18 protein-coding genes are annotated in these 15,035 nt (G+C 51.4%); 13 read left to right on the top strand and 5 right to left on the bottom strand.

Annotated elements, in window-relative coordinates; all coding sequences use genetic code 11:
• The first annotated feature begins 15 nt into the window (after positions 1-15).
• Positions 16-1,119, top strand: a complete 1,104-nt coding sequence (locus WC1_RS18670) for a DUF1615 domain-containing protein (RefSeq protein ID WP_003847631.1) — start codon at positions 16-18, stop codon at positions 1,117-1,119.
• Here WC1_RS18670 and WC1_RS18665 read toward each other — a convergent pair.
• Positions 1,104-1,427, bottom strand: a complete 324-nt coding sequence (locus tag WC1_RS18665; RefSeq protein WP_016149687.1) for a DUF2755 family protein — start codon at positions 1,425-1,427, stop codon at positions 1,104-1,106. The genes WC1_RS18670 and WC1_RS18665 overlap by 16 nt on opposite strands.
• A 264-nt stretch (positions 1,428-1,691) precedes the next feature.
• Here WC1_RS18665 and WC1_RS18660 point away from each other — a divergent pair, with 264 nt between their 5' ends.
• Positions 1,692-1,910, top strand: a complete 219-nt coding sequence (locus WC1_RS18660; protein ID WP_003021440.1) for a DUF2754 domain-containing protein — start codon at positions 1,692-1,694, stop codon at positions 1,908-1,910.
• A 23-nt stretch (positions 1,911-1,933) separates the two neighbouring features.
• Here the strand turns inward: WC1_RS18660 and ddlA are convergent, their stop codons facing one another.
• Entirely contained in the window at positions 1,934-3,028 is a 1,095-nt protein-coding gene (ddlA, locus tag WC1_RS18655; protein WP_003847629.1) for a D-alanine--D-alanine ligase, read from the bottom strand.
• Positions 3,029-3,329: 301 nt separating this feature from the next.
• On the opposite strand from ddlA, the gene WC1_RS18650 reads away from it, so the two are divergent.
• From WC1_RS18650 to adrA, 5 genes are all read left to right on the top strand, one after another.
• Positions 3,330-4,526 carry a multidrug efflux MFS transporter gene (locus WC1_RS18650; RefSeq protein ID WP_003021445.1) on the top strand — a complete coding sequence of 399 codons (1,197 nt, stop codon included), beginning with the start codon at positions 3,330-3,332 and terminating at the stop codon, positions 4,524-4,526.
• 248 nt (positions 4,527-4,774) lie between these two features.
• Entirely contained in the window at positions 4,775-5,017 is a 243-nt protein-coding gene (locus WC1_RS18645) for a sigma-S stabilization anti-adapter protein IraP (RefSeq protein ID WP_003021448.1), read from the top strand.
• Between the two features lie 104 nt (positions 5,018-5,121).
• Entirely contained in the window at positions 5,122-6,537 is a 1,416-nt protein-coding gene (phoA, locus tag WC1_RS18640) for an alkaline phosphatase (protein WP_003021451.1), read from the top strand.
• Between the two features lie 97 nt (positions 6,538-6,634).
• The gene (gene psiF / locus WC1_RS18635; RefSeq protein WP_003021454.1) at positions 6,635-6,955 is read left to right on the top strand and encodes a phosphate starvation-inducible protein PsiF; all 321 of its coding nucleotides are present in this window, start codon (positions 6,635-6,637) and stop codon (positions 6,953-6,955) included.
• 91 nt (positions 6,956-7,046) lie between these two features.
• Positions 7,047-8,162, top strand: coding sequence for a diguanylate cyclase AdrA (adrA, locus tag WC1_RS18630; RefSeq protein ID WP_085951537.1), 1,116 nt, complete (start codon positions 7,047-7,049; stop codon positions 8,160-8,162).
• A gap of 17 nt (positions 8,163-8,179) precedes the next feature.
• Here the strand turns inward: adrA and proC are convergent, their stop codons facing one another.
• Complete coding sequence (gene proC / locus WC1_RS18625; RefSeq protein ID WP_003021462.1) at positions 8,180-8,989, bottom strand: pyrroline-5-carboxylate reductase; 810 nt, start codon at positions 8,987-8,989, stop codon at positions 8,180-8,182.
• A gap of 189 nt (positions 8,990-9,178) precedes the next feature.
• On the opposite strand from proC, the gene WC1_RS18620 reads away from it, so the two are divergent.
• The 5 genes from WC1_RS18620 (at position 9,179) to ppnP (ending at position 11,864) form a co-directional block, all read left to right on the top strand.
• Positions 9,179-9,634 carry a YaiI/YqxD family protein gene (locus tag WC1_RS18620; RefSeq protein ID WP_003021467.1) on the top strand — a complete coding sequence of 152 codons (456 nt, stop codon included), beginning with the start codon at positions 9,179-9,181 and terminating at the stop codon, positions 9,632-9,634.
• 186 nt (positions 9,635-9,820) lie between these two features.
• Entirely contained in the window at positions 9,821-10,366 is a 546-nt protein-coding gene (aroL, locus tag WC1_RS18615) for a shikimate kinase AroL (protein WP_003836009.1), read from the top strand.
• Positions 10,367-10,392: 26 nt separating this feature from the next.
• Positions 10,393-10,584: a protein YaiA gene (gene yaiA / locus WC1_RS18610; protein WP_003021472.1), complete on the top strand. Its 192-nt coding sequence runs from the start codon at positions 10,393-10,395 to the stop codon at positions 10,582-10,584.
• Positions 10,585-10,830: 246 nt separating this feature from the next.
• Complete coding sequence (locus WC1_RS18605; RefSeq protein WP_003021474.1) at positions 10,831-11,508, top strand: AroM family protein; 678 nt, start codon at positions 10,831-10,833, stop codon at positions 11,506-11,508.
• Between the two features lie 71 nt (positions 11,509-11,579).
• Positions 11,580-11,864: a pyrimidine/purine nucleoside phosphorylase gene (ppnP, locus tag WC1_RS18600; protein WP_003021477.1), complete on the top strand. Its 285-nt coding sequence runs from the start codon at positions 11,580-11,582 to the stop codon at positions 11,862-11,864.
• A 49-nt stretch (positions 11,865-11,913) separates the two neighbouring features.
• Here the strand turns inward: ppnP and rdgC are convergent, their stop codons facing one another.
• On the bottom strand, positions 11,914-12,825 hold the full coding sequence (rdgC, locus tag WC1_RS18595; protein ID WP_003021479.1) for a recombination-associated protein RdgC: 912 nt from the start codon (positions 12,823-12,825) through the stop codon (positions 11,914-11,916).
• 91 nt (positions 12,826-12,916) lie between these two features.
• On the opposite strand from rdgC, the gene mak reads away from it, so the two are divergent.
• Entirely contained in the window at positions 12,917-13,825 is a 909-nt protein-coding gene (gene mak, locus WC1_RS18590; protein WP_003836005.1) for a fructokinase, read from the top strand.
• A 7-nt stretch (positions 13,826-13,832) separates the two neighbouring features.
• Here mak and araJ read toward each other — a convergent pair whose 3' ends face one another.
• On the bottom strand, positions 13,833-15,005 hold the full coding sequence (araJ, locus tag WC1_RS18585) for an MFS transporter AraJ (protein WP_032948050.1): 1,173 nt from the start codon (positions 15,003-15,005) through the stop codon (positions 13,833-13,835).
• Positions 15,006-15,035: the final 30 nt, after the last annotated feature.

Genomic DNA, 15,035 nt, shown 5'->3' on the forward strand with positions numbered 1-15,035 from the left:
TAATAAGGAGATGTTATGTCGACGGTTTCCCGTCTTTACCCCTTGTCTGGTCTGGCAGCACTGGTGCTGGTGGGATGTAGTAGCCAACCCGCGCAGCCGCTAAAAAAGGGGGAGAAAGCCGTCGATGTGGCGAGCGTGGTGCGCCAGAAAATGCCCGCCAGCGTGAAAGACCGGGACGCATGGGCGCAGGATTTGGCAAAGACTTTTGAAAGCCAGAAGCTGGCGCCGACGGTTGAAAATATCTGTTCGGTGCTGGCGGTCGCGCAACAGGAGTCAAATTACCAGGCGGATCCAGCCGTGCCGAACTTAAGTAAAATCGCCTGGAAAGAGATCGATCGTCGTGCCGAGCGTATGCACATCCCGCTATTTGTGGTGCATACCGCGCTGAAGATTAACTCGCCAACGGGGAAAAGCTACAGCGAGCGCCTGGATACGGTGAAAACCGAAAAACAGCTTAGCGCGATCTTTGATGATTTTATCAACATGGTACCGATGGGGCAGACGTTATTTGGTTCGCTTAATCCGGTGCATACCGGTGGGCCGATGCAGGTTAGCATCGCCTTTGCTGAGCAGCATGCCAGCGGCTACCCGTGGAAAATGGCGGGAACCGTGCGCCAGGAAGTATTTAGCCGCCGCGGTGGGCTGTGGTTCGGTACGTATCATCTGCTTAACTACCCGGCGAATTACAGTGCGCCAATTTTCCGCTTCGCCGATTTCAATGCCGGGTGGTATGCCAGCCGCAATGCAGCTTTCCAGAATGCGGTCAGTAAAGCCAGCGGCGTGAAGCTGGCGATGGACGGTGATTTAATTCTCTATGGCAGCAGCGAGCCGGGCAAAACGGAGCTGGCGGTACGTAAACTGGCCGGGAAGCTGGACATGAGCGAGAGTGAGATCCGCCGTCAGCTGCAAAAAGGCGACAGCCTGGCCTTTGAAGAGACCGCGCTGTACGAGAAAGTCTATAAGCTGGCGGAAGCGAAGGCGGGGAAAACGCTTCCCCGTGAAATGCTGCCTGGCATTCAACTGGAAAGCCCGAAGATCACACGTAACCTGACTACCGCGTGGTTTGCTAAACGCGTGGACGATCGTCGGGCGAAATGTATGGGTCAGTCATCGTTATGATGACGGCGGCGCCAACGCGCGAATGCCGCGATGACGCCAAGAATCAGGCTTCCGGCGAGAAAAGGGACCAGTCCAAAAAGGGTTCCGACGCCCAGGCCGATTTCAACTCGCGGGCGCCCTGTCTCTTGCATTTGCAACTGCATCAACTGCTCATAGATGCCGGGAGCGTGGGCCAACAGATTTAAAATCTGCGCGCCTGCCCAGAAGCAAAACAGCACAAATACGGCATACGCAATGTTGCCGGGCAGGGAGGAGGGATCCCGATGCTTGCCCTTAAAAAGGGATTTTGAGAGCGTAAAATCAGCCATAAAGACCTCCGGAAATAACCTGCTTTTTTTGACGTAATGCCTGTAACTGAAAGTGAGTCTGACAGGTGATCGGCAATGTCAATATCAGAATGATGGTAATTTCAGGTAGAGATTATTCCTGGATTTCGGTTTTTTGCTTAACGTCACAATTACGCAACCTTAAGTGAAATTAATTTACATTTCAGAAATTCCGCACAGGCCACAGACGTGTATGAGGAAATGTGCGAGGATGCGTTTTCATGTTGTATATCCACCGGAGCCGTTATGAACCTGCCTGTTAAAATCCGCCGAGACTGGCACTATTATGCCTTCGCTATTGGGCTTATCTTTATTCTCAACGGCGTGGTGGGCTTACTCGGTTTTGAAGCGCAGGGGTGGCAAACCTATGCGGTAGGGCTGGTGACCTGGGTGATTAGCTTTTGGCTGGCCGGATTAATCATCCGTCGCCGCGTTGAAGATGATGAAGTAAAGGATGCCCAATAGCTATATCAGGCATCCTGGCGGGTTTACATACTGGTTTTCAGCGCGCTATCCGCAGCATGGCGTTCCAGCGCCAGTTCGATCAGGCGAGTGATCAAATCGGTATAGCCTAAACCGCTCGCCTGCCACAGCTTCGGATACATACTGATATTGGTAAAGCCTGGCAGCGTGTTGATCTCATTGATCACAACGTCGTTTTCAGCAGTTAAGAAAACGTCCACGCGCGCCATGCCGGCACAGCCCAGTGTCTGGTAGGCCTGAATGGCGATTTCGCGGATCTTGTCGTTAATCTCTGGTGCAATTGCTGCCGGAACGACAACTGTGGCACCGTTATCGTCAATGTATTTAGTGTCGTAAGCGTAAAAATCGCTGTTCAGCACAATCTCTCCACAAGTACTGGCCTGCGGATGATCGTTGCCCAGTACAGCACATTCGATCTCGCGGCCTTTGATCCCTTGCTCCACCACGACTTTATGATCGAATTCAAATGCCAGCGCGACGGCCTGATCGTATTGGGCTTCGCTGGTTACTTTGCTGACGCCAACGGACGATCCCTGGTTGGCCGGTTTTACAAACAACGGCAGACCCAGGCGGGATTCCACTTCGCTAAAGCTGATGCTGTTGCGATTGGCGCGAGTGAGCGTAATAAATGGCGCGATGTTTAATCCGGCATCACGCAGCAGACGTTTGGTCACGTCTTTATCCATACAGGCCGCAGAACCCAGCACATCAGAACCTACGAACGGTAGGTTTGCCACGCGCAGCATGCCCTGCAGAGAGCCATCTTCACCCAGAGTACCGTGCACGATCGGGAAAATAACATCGACCGTCGGCAGCGGTTGACCGTTTTGTGCATCGATCAACTGGTGCGCTTGTTTACCCGGTACCTGCGCCAGGCTGGTCTCAGAAGGTCGCAACGCAATATGCGCCGGGTCGTCTGAATTGAGCAGATAATTACTGGCATCGCTGACGTGCCATTGCCCTTGTTTATCAATACCTAACAGCACAACGTCAAAGCGAGTCTTGTCGATGGCATCGACAATATTTTTTGCCGATTGCAATGACACTTCATGTTCCGCTGATTTACCACCAAATACGATTCCTACCCGCAACTTTGCCATCTTAAAAACCCATTCCATGAATGCAAAGCACATACATTACCACGACAAAACGCAGGTTTCCTCGGCTTCTGGCAGATTGTTTTGGCTGACGACAGGGGAATAGAACAGAACAAACAAACGGCCCGCACGCGAAGCATAATCCCCTGCTTATATTATGGGTTTGATGTGAGCTGTATCACAAATATGATGAGCGGGAAGATAAAATACTAAACTGTGATTTATCGCACCTGTGGACCCTTATTCAGCTAAGTAATTTGTTAAGCTGCTCGCAGTTTTCAGCTACTTATCGTTATGAGTCCTTATGGAATCCTGGAGAGTTAACCTTATTTCCGTTTGGTTCGGGTGCTTTTTTACCGGACTGGCGATTAGCCAAATCTTGCCTTTTTTACCACTCTATATCTCCCAACTGGGCGTGACCTCGCATGAAGCGCTCTCAATGTGGTCCGGATTAACGTTCAGCGTCACCTTCCTGATTTCAGCTATTGTCTCTCCAATGTGGGGCAGTTTAGCCGACCGCAAAGGACGCAAGCTAATGCTGCTGCGGGCCTCACTGGGTATGGCCATTGCGATTTTGCTACAGGCATTTGCTACTAACGTCTGGCAGCTTTTTCTGCTGCGCGGGGTGATGGGGTTAACCTCCGGTTATATTCCTAATGCGATGGCGCTGGTCGCGTCACAGGTTCCGCGTGAACGCAGCGGTTGGGCGCTGAGTACGCTGTCGACGGCGCAAATTAGCGGTGTCATTGGTGGACCGTTAATGGGGGGCTTTATTGCCGATCACGTTGGCTTACGGGCGGTATTCTGTATTACCGCCGCTTTGCTGGTGGTGAGTTTTCTGGTCACACTGTTTTTGATCAAAGAGGGCGTTCGTCCGACGATTAAAAAAAGCGAACGTCTGAGTGGGAAGGCCGTATTTGCCTCGCTTTCACATCCGGCGCTGGTGATCAGCCTGTTTTTTACCACCATGGTGATTCAACTTTGTAACGGTTCAATTGGGCCAATTCTGGCGCTGTTTATTAAATCAATGGTCCCAGATAGTTCGAATATTGCCTTTCTCAGCGGGCTGATAGCCTCAGTACCGGGCATTTCTGCTCTGATTTCCGCGCCTCGACTTGGTAAATTAGGCGACCGTATTGGTACTGAGCGGATTTTAATGGCGACGTTAATCTTCGCGGTGGTGCTGTTTTTCGCTATGTCGTGGGTCACCACGCCGTTGCAGTTGGGAGTTCTCCGTTTTCTGCTTGGCTTTGCCGACGGTGCGATGTTGCCGGCGGTGCAGACGCTGTTAGTGAAATACTCCAGCGATCAGATAACCGGGCGCATCTTTGGTTATAACCAGTCATTTATGTATCTCGGCAACGTCGCCGGGCCATTAATGGGGGCGACGGTTTCGGCAATGGCGGGGTTCCGTTGGGTGTTCATTGCTACAGCAAGCATTGTGCTTATCAATATCTGGCAATTGGCTATTGCGTTGCGACGTCGGCGCGGGGGGCGTTGAGCTCCTGATTAACAACGCTGCCTGTCAGCGTTGTTAATCCATAATTGTGTATTATATATTTGTGTGATTATTAATTTTCTTACCTTTTTATATTGAATCATTCTGCGTCAAGACGCATTTACCCTTATTTTGTGTTGTGATTGTTTTCGCAAATCGTTTTATTACTTATAAAAATACAACTTTCATCCTCTAGGCAGTCGTGAGCCTTAATGATAACGTGACCCATATTTTGTTAAGGGAATAGGCAAATGAAAAACCTCGTCACTGAGTTGTTACTTAAACTCGCGCAAAAAGAAGAAGAGTCGCAAGATCTGGCGGTACAGGTCGAAACGTTAGAGCGGGTAATCATCGAAATGCTGCGCAATATGGCGTGGAACGATCGGCAAATATTTATTCGTCAAATTGAGGGGGCGCTGGCTGATGTAAACCGCATGCCCGCGTTTCTCACGAACATACATAACGCTTGCGAGATCGTACCAAAAGCGTTTTGAACCATCTGTGGCGGGGCACCCACAAATTATCATAAAAGTGTCACATCAAATACTTATAGTCGCTTTGTTTTAATTTTACCGTATTTATACATGGAGAATATAAAGTGAAACAAAGCGCACTCGCTATTGCCCTGTTACCTTTGCTGTTTACCCCGGTTATTAATGCAGAAACATCTACTGTAGCGGTTTTGGATAATCGTGCCGCTCAAGGTGATATCTCCACGCCGGGTGGCGCTCGCCGATTGTCTGCCGACCAAACCGCGGCTCTGCGCGAATCCCTGAACGACAAACCGGCCAAAAATATTATTTTACTGATTGGCGATGGGATGGGTGATTCCGAAATAACGGCAGCGCGAAATTATGCTGAAGGCGCGGGCGGCTTTTTTAAAGGTATTGATGCTTTACCGTTGACCGGACAATACACACATTATGCGTTGGATAAGAAAACCGGCAAGCCCGATTATGTGACAGATTCTGCAGCATCGGCGACGGCGTGGACGACCGGTGTTAAAACTTACAATGGTGCTCTGGGCGTTGATATTCATGAGAAAGATCACGCTACTATTCTGGAAATGGCCAAAGCGGCGGGTCTGGCGACAGGCAACGTTTCCACGGCTGAATTGCAGGATGCCACGCCTGCCGCACTGGTTGCCCATGTCACTTCGCGTAAATGCTATGGCCCGAGCGTGACGGCTGAAAAATGCCCGACGAACGCGCTGGAAAAAGGCGGTAAAGGGTCGATTACCGAACAATTATTGAATGCCCGTGCGGATGTTACGTTAGGTGGCGGGGCAAAGACTTTTACTGAAACCGCTACGGCAGGTGAGTGGCAGGGTAAAACGCTGCGTGAACAAGCACAGGCCCGTGGTTACCAGATGGTGAGTGATACCGCGACGCTGGCGGCGATTACCGAAGCGAATCAGGATAAACCGCTGTTGGGTCTGTTCTCTGACGGTAATATGCCAGTGCGTTGGGAAGGCCCGAAAGCGTCTTATCACGGAAATCTGGATAAGCCGGTAGTGACCTGCACGCCAAATCCAAAACGTAACGACAGCGTGCCGACTCTGGCACAGATGACGGATAAAGCGATTGAGCTGTTAAGCAAAAATGAGAAAGGCTTCTTCCTGCAAGTGGAAGGCGCGTCAATCGACAAACAAGATCACGCCGCTAACCCGTGTGGACAAATTGGTGAAACTGTCGATCTGGATGAAGCGGTGCAGCGTGCGCTTGCTTTTGCGAAGAAAGATGGCAACACCCTGGTCGTGGTAACCGCTGACCACGCGCATGCCAGCCAGATAGTCGCGCCGGATACTAAAGCACCCGGTTTAACGCAAGCGCTGAACACCAAAGATGGCGCGGTGATGGTCATTAGCTATGGCAACTCTGAAGAAGAGTCCCAGGAGCACACCGGCAGCCAACTGCGTATTGCAGCCTATGGCCCTCATGCGGCGAATGTGGTTGGCCTGACCGATCAAACCGACCTGTTCTACACCATGAAAGCGGCGTTAGGACTGAAATAACCCGACGCCCGGCGGCAATACTTTTGCCGTCGGGTGGTATTTTTATCGTTAGCAGCCAAACTTACCTGTGTGTCGTCGTTCAGAAAAGGATGGTGCTATGAAAATTACATTATTAATGACGTTGCTTTTTGGTCTTATTTTTTTAACTACCGTCGGTGCTGCCGAGAAGACATTAACCCCGCAACAACAACGTATGACCACCTGCAATCAGCAGGCAACGGCGCAAACCTTAAAAGGGGATGCGCGTAAGACGTATATGAGTGATTGCCTGAAAAACAGTAAATCTGGGCCTGAGGAAAAGAGTCTGACGCCGCAGCAGCAGAAAATGCGTGAATGCAACGTCAAGGCGACGGAGCAGTCTCTGAAAGGCGATGATCGTAATAAGTTTATGAGTGCTTGCCTGAAAAAATCTGCTTAGCACTTCCGGGTGAGCAGATAAAATCGCTCACCCGAAATATCATACTTCCGCCGCCAGACCCCTTCCTATAATTTGGGAAATTTGTTTCAGAATATTCCCAAATACGATGAATGATGAAAATTTTTATCAAAAGAAGGTCGTCCCGAATGAAGCATTTATATTGCTTCATCAAAATGACCACCAACGTTCCGGTCTGCGATTTGCCCGACGAATCAGGCTGCCGCGAGCGGTGGGACTGGGGGGAATGTTTTTCCCTATCGCGTCGGTATTAGTTTCTCAGCCAATAACCGGAGGCTGGTGGCTTTTGCTGGTGGGATGGGCATTTGTCTGGCCACATCTGGCATGGCAACTGGCAAGTAAAGCTGTCGATCCACTGCATAGCGAATATACCAACTTAAAAGCCGATGCCATCCTCGCCGGGATGTGGATGGGGATTATGGGGATAAACTTGCTGCCATCCACGGCGCTGTTGATGATTATCTGTATCAACCTGATGGGCGCAGGAGGTATGCGAGTCTTCATCGCAGGCGCCGTGTTGATGGTGGTTTCCTGCCTGGTGACGTTACAGTTAACGGATATCCCCGTGGCTTTTAGCAGTACGCAGCTGAGCGTGCTGCTGTCACTGCCAGTGTTAGTGGTTTACCCGTTGCTGTTTGCCTGGGTGAGTTATAAGACGCTCATCCGGCTGGCAGAACATAAACGTCGCTTACAGGTTATGAGTACGCGAGATGGGATGACCGGTGTGTATAACCGACGTCATTGGGAGCTGTTGCTGCGTAATGAATTTGATAATTGCCGCCGCCATCAGCGTGATGCCACGCTTCTTATCATCGATATCGACCATTTTAAGAGTATCAATGATACCTGGGGCCATGACGTAGGGGATCAGGCCATTGTAGCACTGACCCGCCAGTTACAGATGACCTTACGCGGTAGCGATGTGATTGGGCGTTTTGGCGGTGATGAGTTTGCGGTAATCATGTGTGGCACGTCGGCGAGCAGCGCGATTGCAGCGATGTCTCGTGTTCACGAACGGCTTACCCAACTGCGTTTATCTTGCGCGCCGCAGGTTGACCTGCGCATTAGCGTGGGCGTTGCGCCGCTGACATCTGAAACTGAACACTATAGAGAATGGTTAAAATCAGCAGATATGGCGCTCTATAAAGCAAAGAATTCCGGACGTAACCGCACTGAAGCGGCGGCATGACGTCCGGCGGTGTTAACTCAGGAGCGGCTGAGTTTTTCCGATTGCTCCATGCACTTAATCATCGCTTCAATTACTGATGAACGGAAACCGCGTTCTTCCAGGACGCGTACCGCCTCAATGGTGGTTCCACCTGGCGAGCACACCATATCCTTTAATTCGCCAGGATGTTTTCCCGTTTCCAGTACCATCTTCGCCGAACCCATTACCGCTTGTGCCGCAAATTTATAAGCCTGCGCGCGGGGCATTCCCCCCTGAACGGCGGCATCTGCCATTGCTTCGATAAACATAAATACATAGGCCGGTGCTGAACCGCTGACACCAACGACCGGATGAATCATTGCCTCCGCAATGACTTCAGCTTCGCCAAAGCAGCGGAAGATATTCAGCACGTCAGCCGTATCTTCCGGCGTGACTAAGGCGTTTGGCGTGACGGAGGTCATTCCGGCGTTCACCAGCGACGGCGTGTTTGGCATTGCGCGAATGATTTTACGGTCGTGACCCAGCGCGCGGGCAAGCTGATCGAGGGTGACGCCTGCGGCAATTGAGACGACCAGGGAGTCTTTGTTCAGGCTGGAGGTAATTTCGCTCAGCACCTTAATCATAATGCCTGGCTTTACGGCCCCAAAAACAATATCAGCGATCTGCGCGACTTCTTGTGCAGACTGCGCCGCATTAATGCCGTACTGGTCGTGTAGCGCGGCGACCTTATCGGGGGAAGGGGTATAGACCCAGATTTGTCCGGGGAGAACCTGACCGCTGGCGATCATGCCGCCAAGAATGGCTTTGCCCATATTACCGCAGCCGATAAAACCAATTTTCTTGTCCATCTTGTCACTCCCTATGGATGATATTCATTGTTTTATACCCTAATTAGTTTAAGTAACTTGAATTATTTAGGGTAAATCTGGGAAAGCTAAGCTTAGCGCGGAATGAATATGTTCAGAAGGAGAAACAGCACTTTGCCTGAAAGTAAAAGCACGCGACAATGTGCGGCAGCACACCAGTGAGGAGAAGTTATGACAATATGGGTAGATGCCGATGCGTGTCCGAATGTGATTAAAGACATTTTGTACCGCGCTTCTGAGCGCATGCAAATGCCGCTTGTTTTGGTGGCCAACCAAAGCCTGCGCGTCCCGCCTTCGCGTTTCATCAGCACATTACGTGTGCCTGCGGGCTTTGACGTGGCTGATAACGAGATTGTGCGTCAGTGTAGCGCCGGCGATTTAGTGATAACGGCAGATATTCCGCTGGCGGCTGAAGTGATTGAAAAAGGTGCGGCGGCGCTTAACCCGCGTGGCGAACGTTATACCGAAGCCACGATCCGCGAGCGTCTGATGATGCGTGATTTTATGGATACGCTACGCGCCAGCGGTATTCAGACCGGGGGGCCGGACAGCCTTTCGTCCCGCGACAGACAGCATTTTGCGGCTGAACTGGATAAGTGGTGGCTGGAAGTTCAGCGTAGAAAATAGTATGTGTAATTTATTGTTTACACTTTATTCATTGTGAATTCTTGTTATAGTAGGGGTTAACTCATCTCGCCATTCTTTCTGTAATTTTTTCTTTACGATTTTGGCGATGTACTAGTTTGATGATATGATTATATTTTTAACCGCATCAGATCCCGCTTGTTGGCGGCTCTCTGGGGAAATTCTGTGATGACGCAACCTCTTTTTCTTGTTGGCCCCCGGGGGTGTGGTAAGACGACAACCGGTATGGCGCTGGCAAAGGCTATTGATTTCCAGTTCGTTGATACCGATCGCTGGTTGCAATCGCACGTGCAAATGACCGTGGCGGAAATCGTCGAAAGAGAAGGGTGGGAAGGGTTTCGTGCCCAGGAAACGACCGCTCTGCAGGCTGTCACAGCACCAGCAACGGTTGTTGCGACCGGCGGCGGTATTATTCTTACCGAATTTAACCGTCACTACATGCGCAGCCACGGCGTGGTTATCTATTTAAGCGCACCGGTATCGGTACTGGTTGATCGTCTGGAGGCGACGCCTGAAGAAGGATTACGACCGACCTTAACCGGCAAGCCGTTGACTGAAGAAGTGCAGGAAGTGCTCGCCCAGCGAGATGTTTTGTATCGCGAAGCCGCGCACTATATCGTTGATGCCACCAATGCGCCTGCGCAGGTGGTGGAAGACATTCTTGGGATACTGGCGCAGGCAGCGCCACGGTTGCAGGGCGGTGTCTATACTTAATGTTCATCCAGTGAAAAGGAAGAACTATGCCGACACAACCACCTTACCCACGTCAAGCGACCATTGTTACGGTTGAAAAAGGGACGCCAGGCCAGACGGTAACCTGGTATCAACTTCGTGCCGATCACCCTAAACCGAATTCGTTGATCAGTGAGCATCCTTCGGCTCAGGAAGCGATGGATGCTAAAAAACGCTACGAAGACCCCGATAAAACCTGATATGAAGACCGCCCTGGCACGAGTCTTAAAAGTGCCAGTCCGGGCGTGCATCACATTTTTTTAAATTTCGCTGTATACAGTAAAAATTGAAAATTAAACAATAACAATCCAGTACTGGAATGATCTGGAATCTTTACACAATACACCGCCGATCTACTGCTACGCTTTTGAGCATTTGTAGCACAGGTTAGCGTCCGGCACGTGTCCGGGATTTCACAGCAAAGTAAGAAAACGGTGGAGCAACAAATGAGTACGTCGTTGGCTATCCTCACGATTGGCGTTGTGCCGATGTGTGAGGTGTTACCGCTCCTGACGGAATATATTGATGAACAGCACATTACTCACCACAGTCTGCTGGGGCAGATGCAGCGAGAAGATGTGATGGCTGAGTACGGAGCTTCACCCGGTGATGAGCTGTTATTAACGCTGCTTAGCGACCATCAGCTTGCACATGTCTCGCGCCTGAAGGTAGAACGCTCGCTACAAAGTATCGTGGAGGTGCTGGATAATCAGGGCTTTGACGTGATCCTGCTGATGAGTACCGCTTCAATCACCCGTCTGACCGCCCGCAATAGCATCTTGTTGGAACCCATACGCATTATTCCCCCGTTAGTGGCTTCGATTGTCGAAGGGCATCAGGTTGGGGTCATAGTACCTGTTGCTGAATTGCTCAAAGCCCAGACACAAAAGTGGCAGGTGTTACAAACGCCGCCAGTGTATGCCGTAGCGAATCCAGTAGAAGGTTCTGAACAACAGCTGATTGATGCCGGGAAATATCTCCTTGAGCAAGGCGCTGATGTTCTCATGCTGGACTGCCTGGGTTTTCATCAACGCCATCGTGATTTACTGCAAAAGTCGCTGGATGTCCCGGTTTTGCTGTCCAATGTGTTGATTGCCCGACTAGCTTCGGAATTGCTGGCGTAATTTTGCGTGACAGGTGGAATGTCAGCCCCCTATATTGGTTCCTAACTTAATCACGAGATAGGGCCAGTTGTATGCTTCAAAGTAATGAATACTTTTCCGGCAAAGTAAAATCGATCGGTTTTACCAGCAGCAGTACTGGCCGCGCCAGTGTAGGCGTGATGGCTGAAGGTGAATATACCTTTGGTACTGCGGCGCCTGAAGAGATGACGGTGGTTAGTGGCGCACTGAACGTGCTGCTGCCAGGGGAAACCGAGTGGAAAGTCTATGCCGCAGGAGACGTGTTTAACGTACCGGGCAACAGTGAGTTTCATCTGCAAGTAGCAGAGCCAACTTCCTATCTTTGCCGCTATTTGTAAGCGTAAAAATGACGAATGGCGATATTGTGTCGCCATTCGCTAAACAGGGCTAACGTTGCGCTTCGCCGCCTAATCCTTCCACCAGACTTTTAATCAGCGCCGCCAGTTCACCTGTCATCAGGATGAAATCGGCATCAAAACGCTGAGCATAATCTTCACGGTCGATATCTTCGTTCTGATCGCGCAGCTCATCGCTGAACTTCAGACGCTTAATGGAGCCGTCGTCACACATAACGAACTGAATACGCTGCTGCCAGTCGAGGGCCAACTTGGTGACCAGTTTGCCCGCCTCGATATGCACGGCGATTTCGTCGCAGACCAGATCCTGTTTTTTCGCGCGGATCACACCGCCGTCTTCAAGGATCGCTTTCAGTTCAGCTTCATCCAGTAACTGGAATCCTTGTGCTGTTGTGCCGGAGCGAACCCATTCGGTCAGCGTCAGCTCAATAGGGTTTTCCATCGTCAGCGGAACGACCGGCAGCGAACCGAGGCTTTTACGCAGCAGCGCCAGCGTATCTTCCGCTTTTTTCGCGCTTGCACAGTCGACCATGATCAGATCGTTGACGGTGTCGATCCACATCATTGTCTGGCTGAAGCGGCTAAAGGCGCGCGGCAGCAATGAGTGCAGAACTTCATCTTTCAGTGAGTCTTTTTCGGTCTTCTTGAGTTTGCGACCTTGCTCAGCTTCCAGTTTGAATATTTTGGCTTCCAGCGCCTGTTTGATAACCGGCGACGGCAGAATTTTTTCTTCTTTGCGGGCGCAGATAATAATTTGGCCATTGGCGGTATGCGTTAATGCATCGCTGTGCGATCCCATCGGCGGAACCCAGCCCATTTTTGCCATATCCTGGCTACCGCAAGGGGTGAACGTCATTGATGCCAGCTGTTTTTCCATCTCTTCGGCACGCAAAGAAACATCGCGGCTAAGACGGTAAACCATTAAATTTTTGAACCACAGCATGATAATTTCCACGGCCTTGTCGTTAAATCCAGCGGGCATGATAGCGAATTGTCGCTATGCTTGCATTGTTAATCGGGAAGAGGAGCAAACAGTGCGTATAGGTATCGATTTGGGCGGTACGAAAACGGAAGTTATTGCGCTTGGCGATGCGGGCGAACAGCTTTTTCGCCATCGCCTGCCCACGCCGCGTGATGATTATTGGCAAACGATAGAAACCATCGCCATGCTGGTGGAGATGGCGGAAAACGCTACCGGGCAGACGGGAACCGTGGGAATGGGCATTCCCGGTTCAATCTCGCCCTACACCGGGGTAGTAAAGAATGCCAACTCGACCTGGCTTAACGGGCAACCTTTTGACAAAGACCTGAGTTCGCGTCTGAATCGCGAAGTGCGGTTGGCAAATGATGCCAACTGTCTGGCGGTTTCTGAAGCGGTGGATGGTGCGGCGGCGGGGGCGCAAACCGTGTTTGCGGTGATTATCGGCACCGGATGTGGCGCAGGCGTGGCGCTGAATGGTCGGGCGCACACGGGCGGTAACGGTACCGCAGGGGAGTGGGGGCATAATCCGCTGCCGTGGATGGACGAAGATGAGCTGCGTTATCGGCAGGAAGTACCTTGTTATTGCGGCAAACAAGGCTGCATTGAAACCTTCATTTCCGGGACCGGTTTTGCCACCGACTACCAGCGCCTGAGCGGTAAGCCGCTCAAAGGCAGTGAAATTATCAGCCTTGTTAATGCGCAGGATACTCTTGCGGAGCAAGCGTTGAGCCGCTATGAGCTTCGTCTGGCGAAATCACTGGCACATGTGGTGAATATTCTCGATCCGGACGTCATTGTGCTGGGTGGCGGAATGAGCAATGTCGATCGACTGTATCAAAACGTTCCGACGTTGATGCAGCAATTTGTTTTTGGCGGCGAGTGTGAAACGCCTCTACGCCAGGCGTTGCACGGTGACTCCAGCGGCGTGCGTGGCGCTGCCTGGCTGTGGCCGCACGTATAAACGGTTGTTATGTCGCGGGTGCAACCTGTTGTTGCACGCCGCGCTTCAGGCGGCCATAGAGCAGCAGCGAGGACATTGCAGAAAACGACAGCAGTGCAGCCGGCAGCGTCACGTAGTTGTAGGCAAATCCCAGCGTCAGCATCATGCCACCGCAGTACGCGCCAATCGCGCTGCCGAGATTGAAGGCAATTTGCCCGCCAGCCGCGCCCAGTAGTTCTCCCCCTTTAGCATTTTGCAGCAGCAAAATTTGCAACGGCGCCGACAGAGCAAACAGACCCGCGCAGCAAATGAAAGCGAAGGTCAGCGACGCGGTTTTGATGCCGCCAAAGGCAAAGAGCAGCAGCAGAGCCAGCACAATCACGAAGTCGGTTATTACCGCAATTCGCAGCGGCGTATAACGGCCTGACAGCCTACCGCTTAGCAGATTTCCTAACACCATTCCCAATCCCACCAGCATCATGATGAAGGTCATTAGCGCCTCGGAGAAGCCGGAGATATACATCATGTACGGTTTGACGTAGCTGAACCAGGCGAAAACCCCGGCGTTCCCAAACATGGTGGCGGAAAAAATGAACCACGGGGCGGGGCTTTTCAAAAAGTGAAATTGTTCGCGCAGTTTCCCTTTTACCTCATCGCTAATGTTGGGGACCCAAAAAGCGACCGAGACTATTACGGCGATATTAAAGACGGCTATCAGCAGAAACGTGTAGCGCCAGCTAAATTCCTGGCTCAGCCAGGTGCCGACGGGAATGCCAACCAGATTGGCAACGGTCATCCCCGAAATCATGCCCGCGACGGCGGCGGTGACTTTTCCTGGACGGGCTAGCTTCGACAGGATAATCGCGCCCACGCCGAAAAATGCGCCATGAGGGAAGCCGGAAACCAGCCTGCCCACCGCCAGCATAAAATACGAGGAAGAGAGGGTGAAGATGGCGTTGCCAATCACGCACAGGGTGACCAGAAACAGCAAAATATGTTTGAGCGAAAAGCGATTGGAAAAGAGCGCAATAATGGGCGCGCCAAGCACTACGCCAAAGGCGTAAAATGAAATCATATGGCCAGCGGCAGGAATGGAAATTCCCACGTCCCGCGCCAGCTCAGTGAGGACACCCATGATGCCAAACTCGGCCATGCCCAGCCCAAATGTTCCGAGCGCTAAAGAGAAAATGACTTTTTTCATACCACCTGCCAACAAGAAAGACGCAGGATT

Origin of the sequence: Citrobacter sp. KTE30, assembly GCF_000398825.1 — a bacterium.
GTDB classification, from domain to species: domain Bacteria; phylum Pseudomonadota; class Gammaproteobacteria; order Enterobacterales; family Enterobacteriaceae; genus Citrobacter; species Citrobacter freundii.

Coding starts and splice junctions, on each gene's coding strand:
- rdgC (WP_003021479.1), bottom strand. CDS start 12,825: ATGCTGTGGTTCAAAAATTTAATGGTTTACCGTCTTAGCCGCGATGTT.
- proC (WP_003021462.1), bottom strand. CDS start 8,989: ATGGACAAGAAAATTGGTTTTATCGGCTGCGGTAATATGGGCAAAGCC.
- WC1_RS18650 (WP_003021445.1), top strand. CDS start 3,330: ATGGAATCCTGGAGAGTTAACCTTATTTCCGTTTGGTTCGGGTGCTTT.
- WC1_RS18660 (WP_003021440.1), top strand. CDS start 1,692: ATGAACCTGCCTGTTAAAATCCGCCGAGACTGGCACTATTATGCCTTC.
- WC1_RS18605 (WP_003021474.1), top strand. CDS start 10,831: ATGAGTACGTCGTTGGCTATCCTCACGATTGGCGTTGTGCCGATGTGT.
- WC1_RS18645 (WP_003021448.1), top strand. CDS start 4,775: ATGAAAAACCTCGTCACTGAGTTGTTACTTAAACTCGCGCAAAAAGAA.
- WC1_RS18665 (WP_016149687.1), bottom strand. CDS start 1,427: ATGGCTGATTTTACGCTCTCAAAATCCCTTTTTAAGGGCAAGCATCGG.
- araJ (WP_032948050.1), bottom strand. CDS start 15,005: ATGAAAAAAGTCATTTTCTCTTTAGCGCTCGGAACATTTGGGCTGGGC.
- aroL (WP_003836009.1), top strand. CDS start 9,821: ATGACGCAACCTCTTTTTCTTGTTGGCCCCCGGGGGTGTGGTAAGACG.
- WC1_RS18670 (WP_003847631.1), top strand. CDS start 16: ATGTCGACGGTTTCCCGTCTTTACCCCTTGTCTGGTCTGGCAGCACTG.
- ppnP (WP_003021477.1), top strand. CDS start 11,580: ATGCTTCAAAGTAATGAATACTTTTCCGGCAAAGTAAAATCGATCGGT.
- ddlA (WP_003847629.1), bottom strand. CDS start 3,028: ATGGCAAAGTTGCGGGTAGGAATCGTATTTGGTGGTAAATCAGCGGAA.
- yaiA (WP_003021472.1), top strand. CDS start 10,393: ATGCCGACACAACCACCTTACCCACGTCAAGCGACCATTGTTACGGTT.
- psiF (WP_003021454.1), top strand. CDS start 6,635: ATGAAAATTACATTATTAATGACGTTGCTTTTTGGTCTTATTTTTTTA.
- WC1_RS18620 (WP_003021467.1), top strand. CDS start 9,179: ATGACAATATGGGTAGATGCCGATGCGTGTCCGAATGTGATTAAAGAC.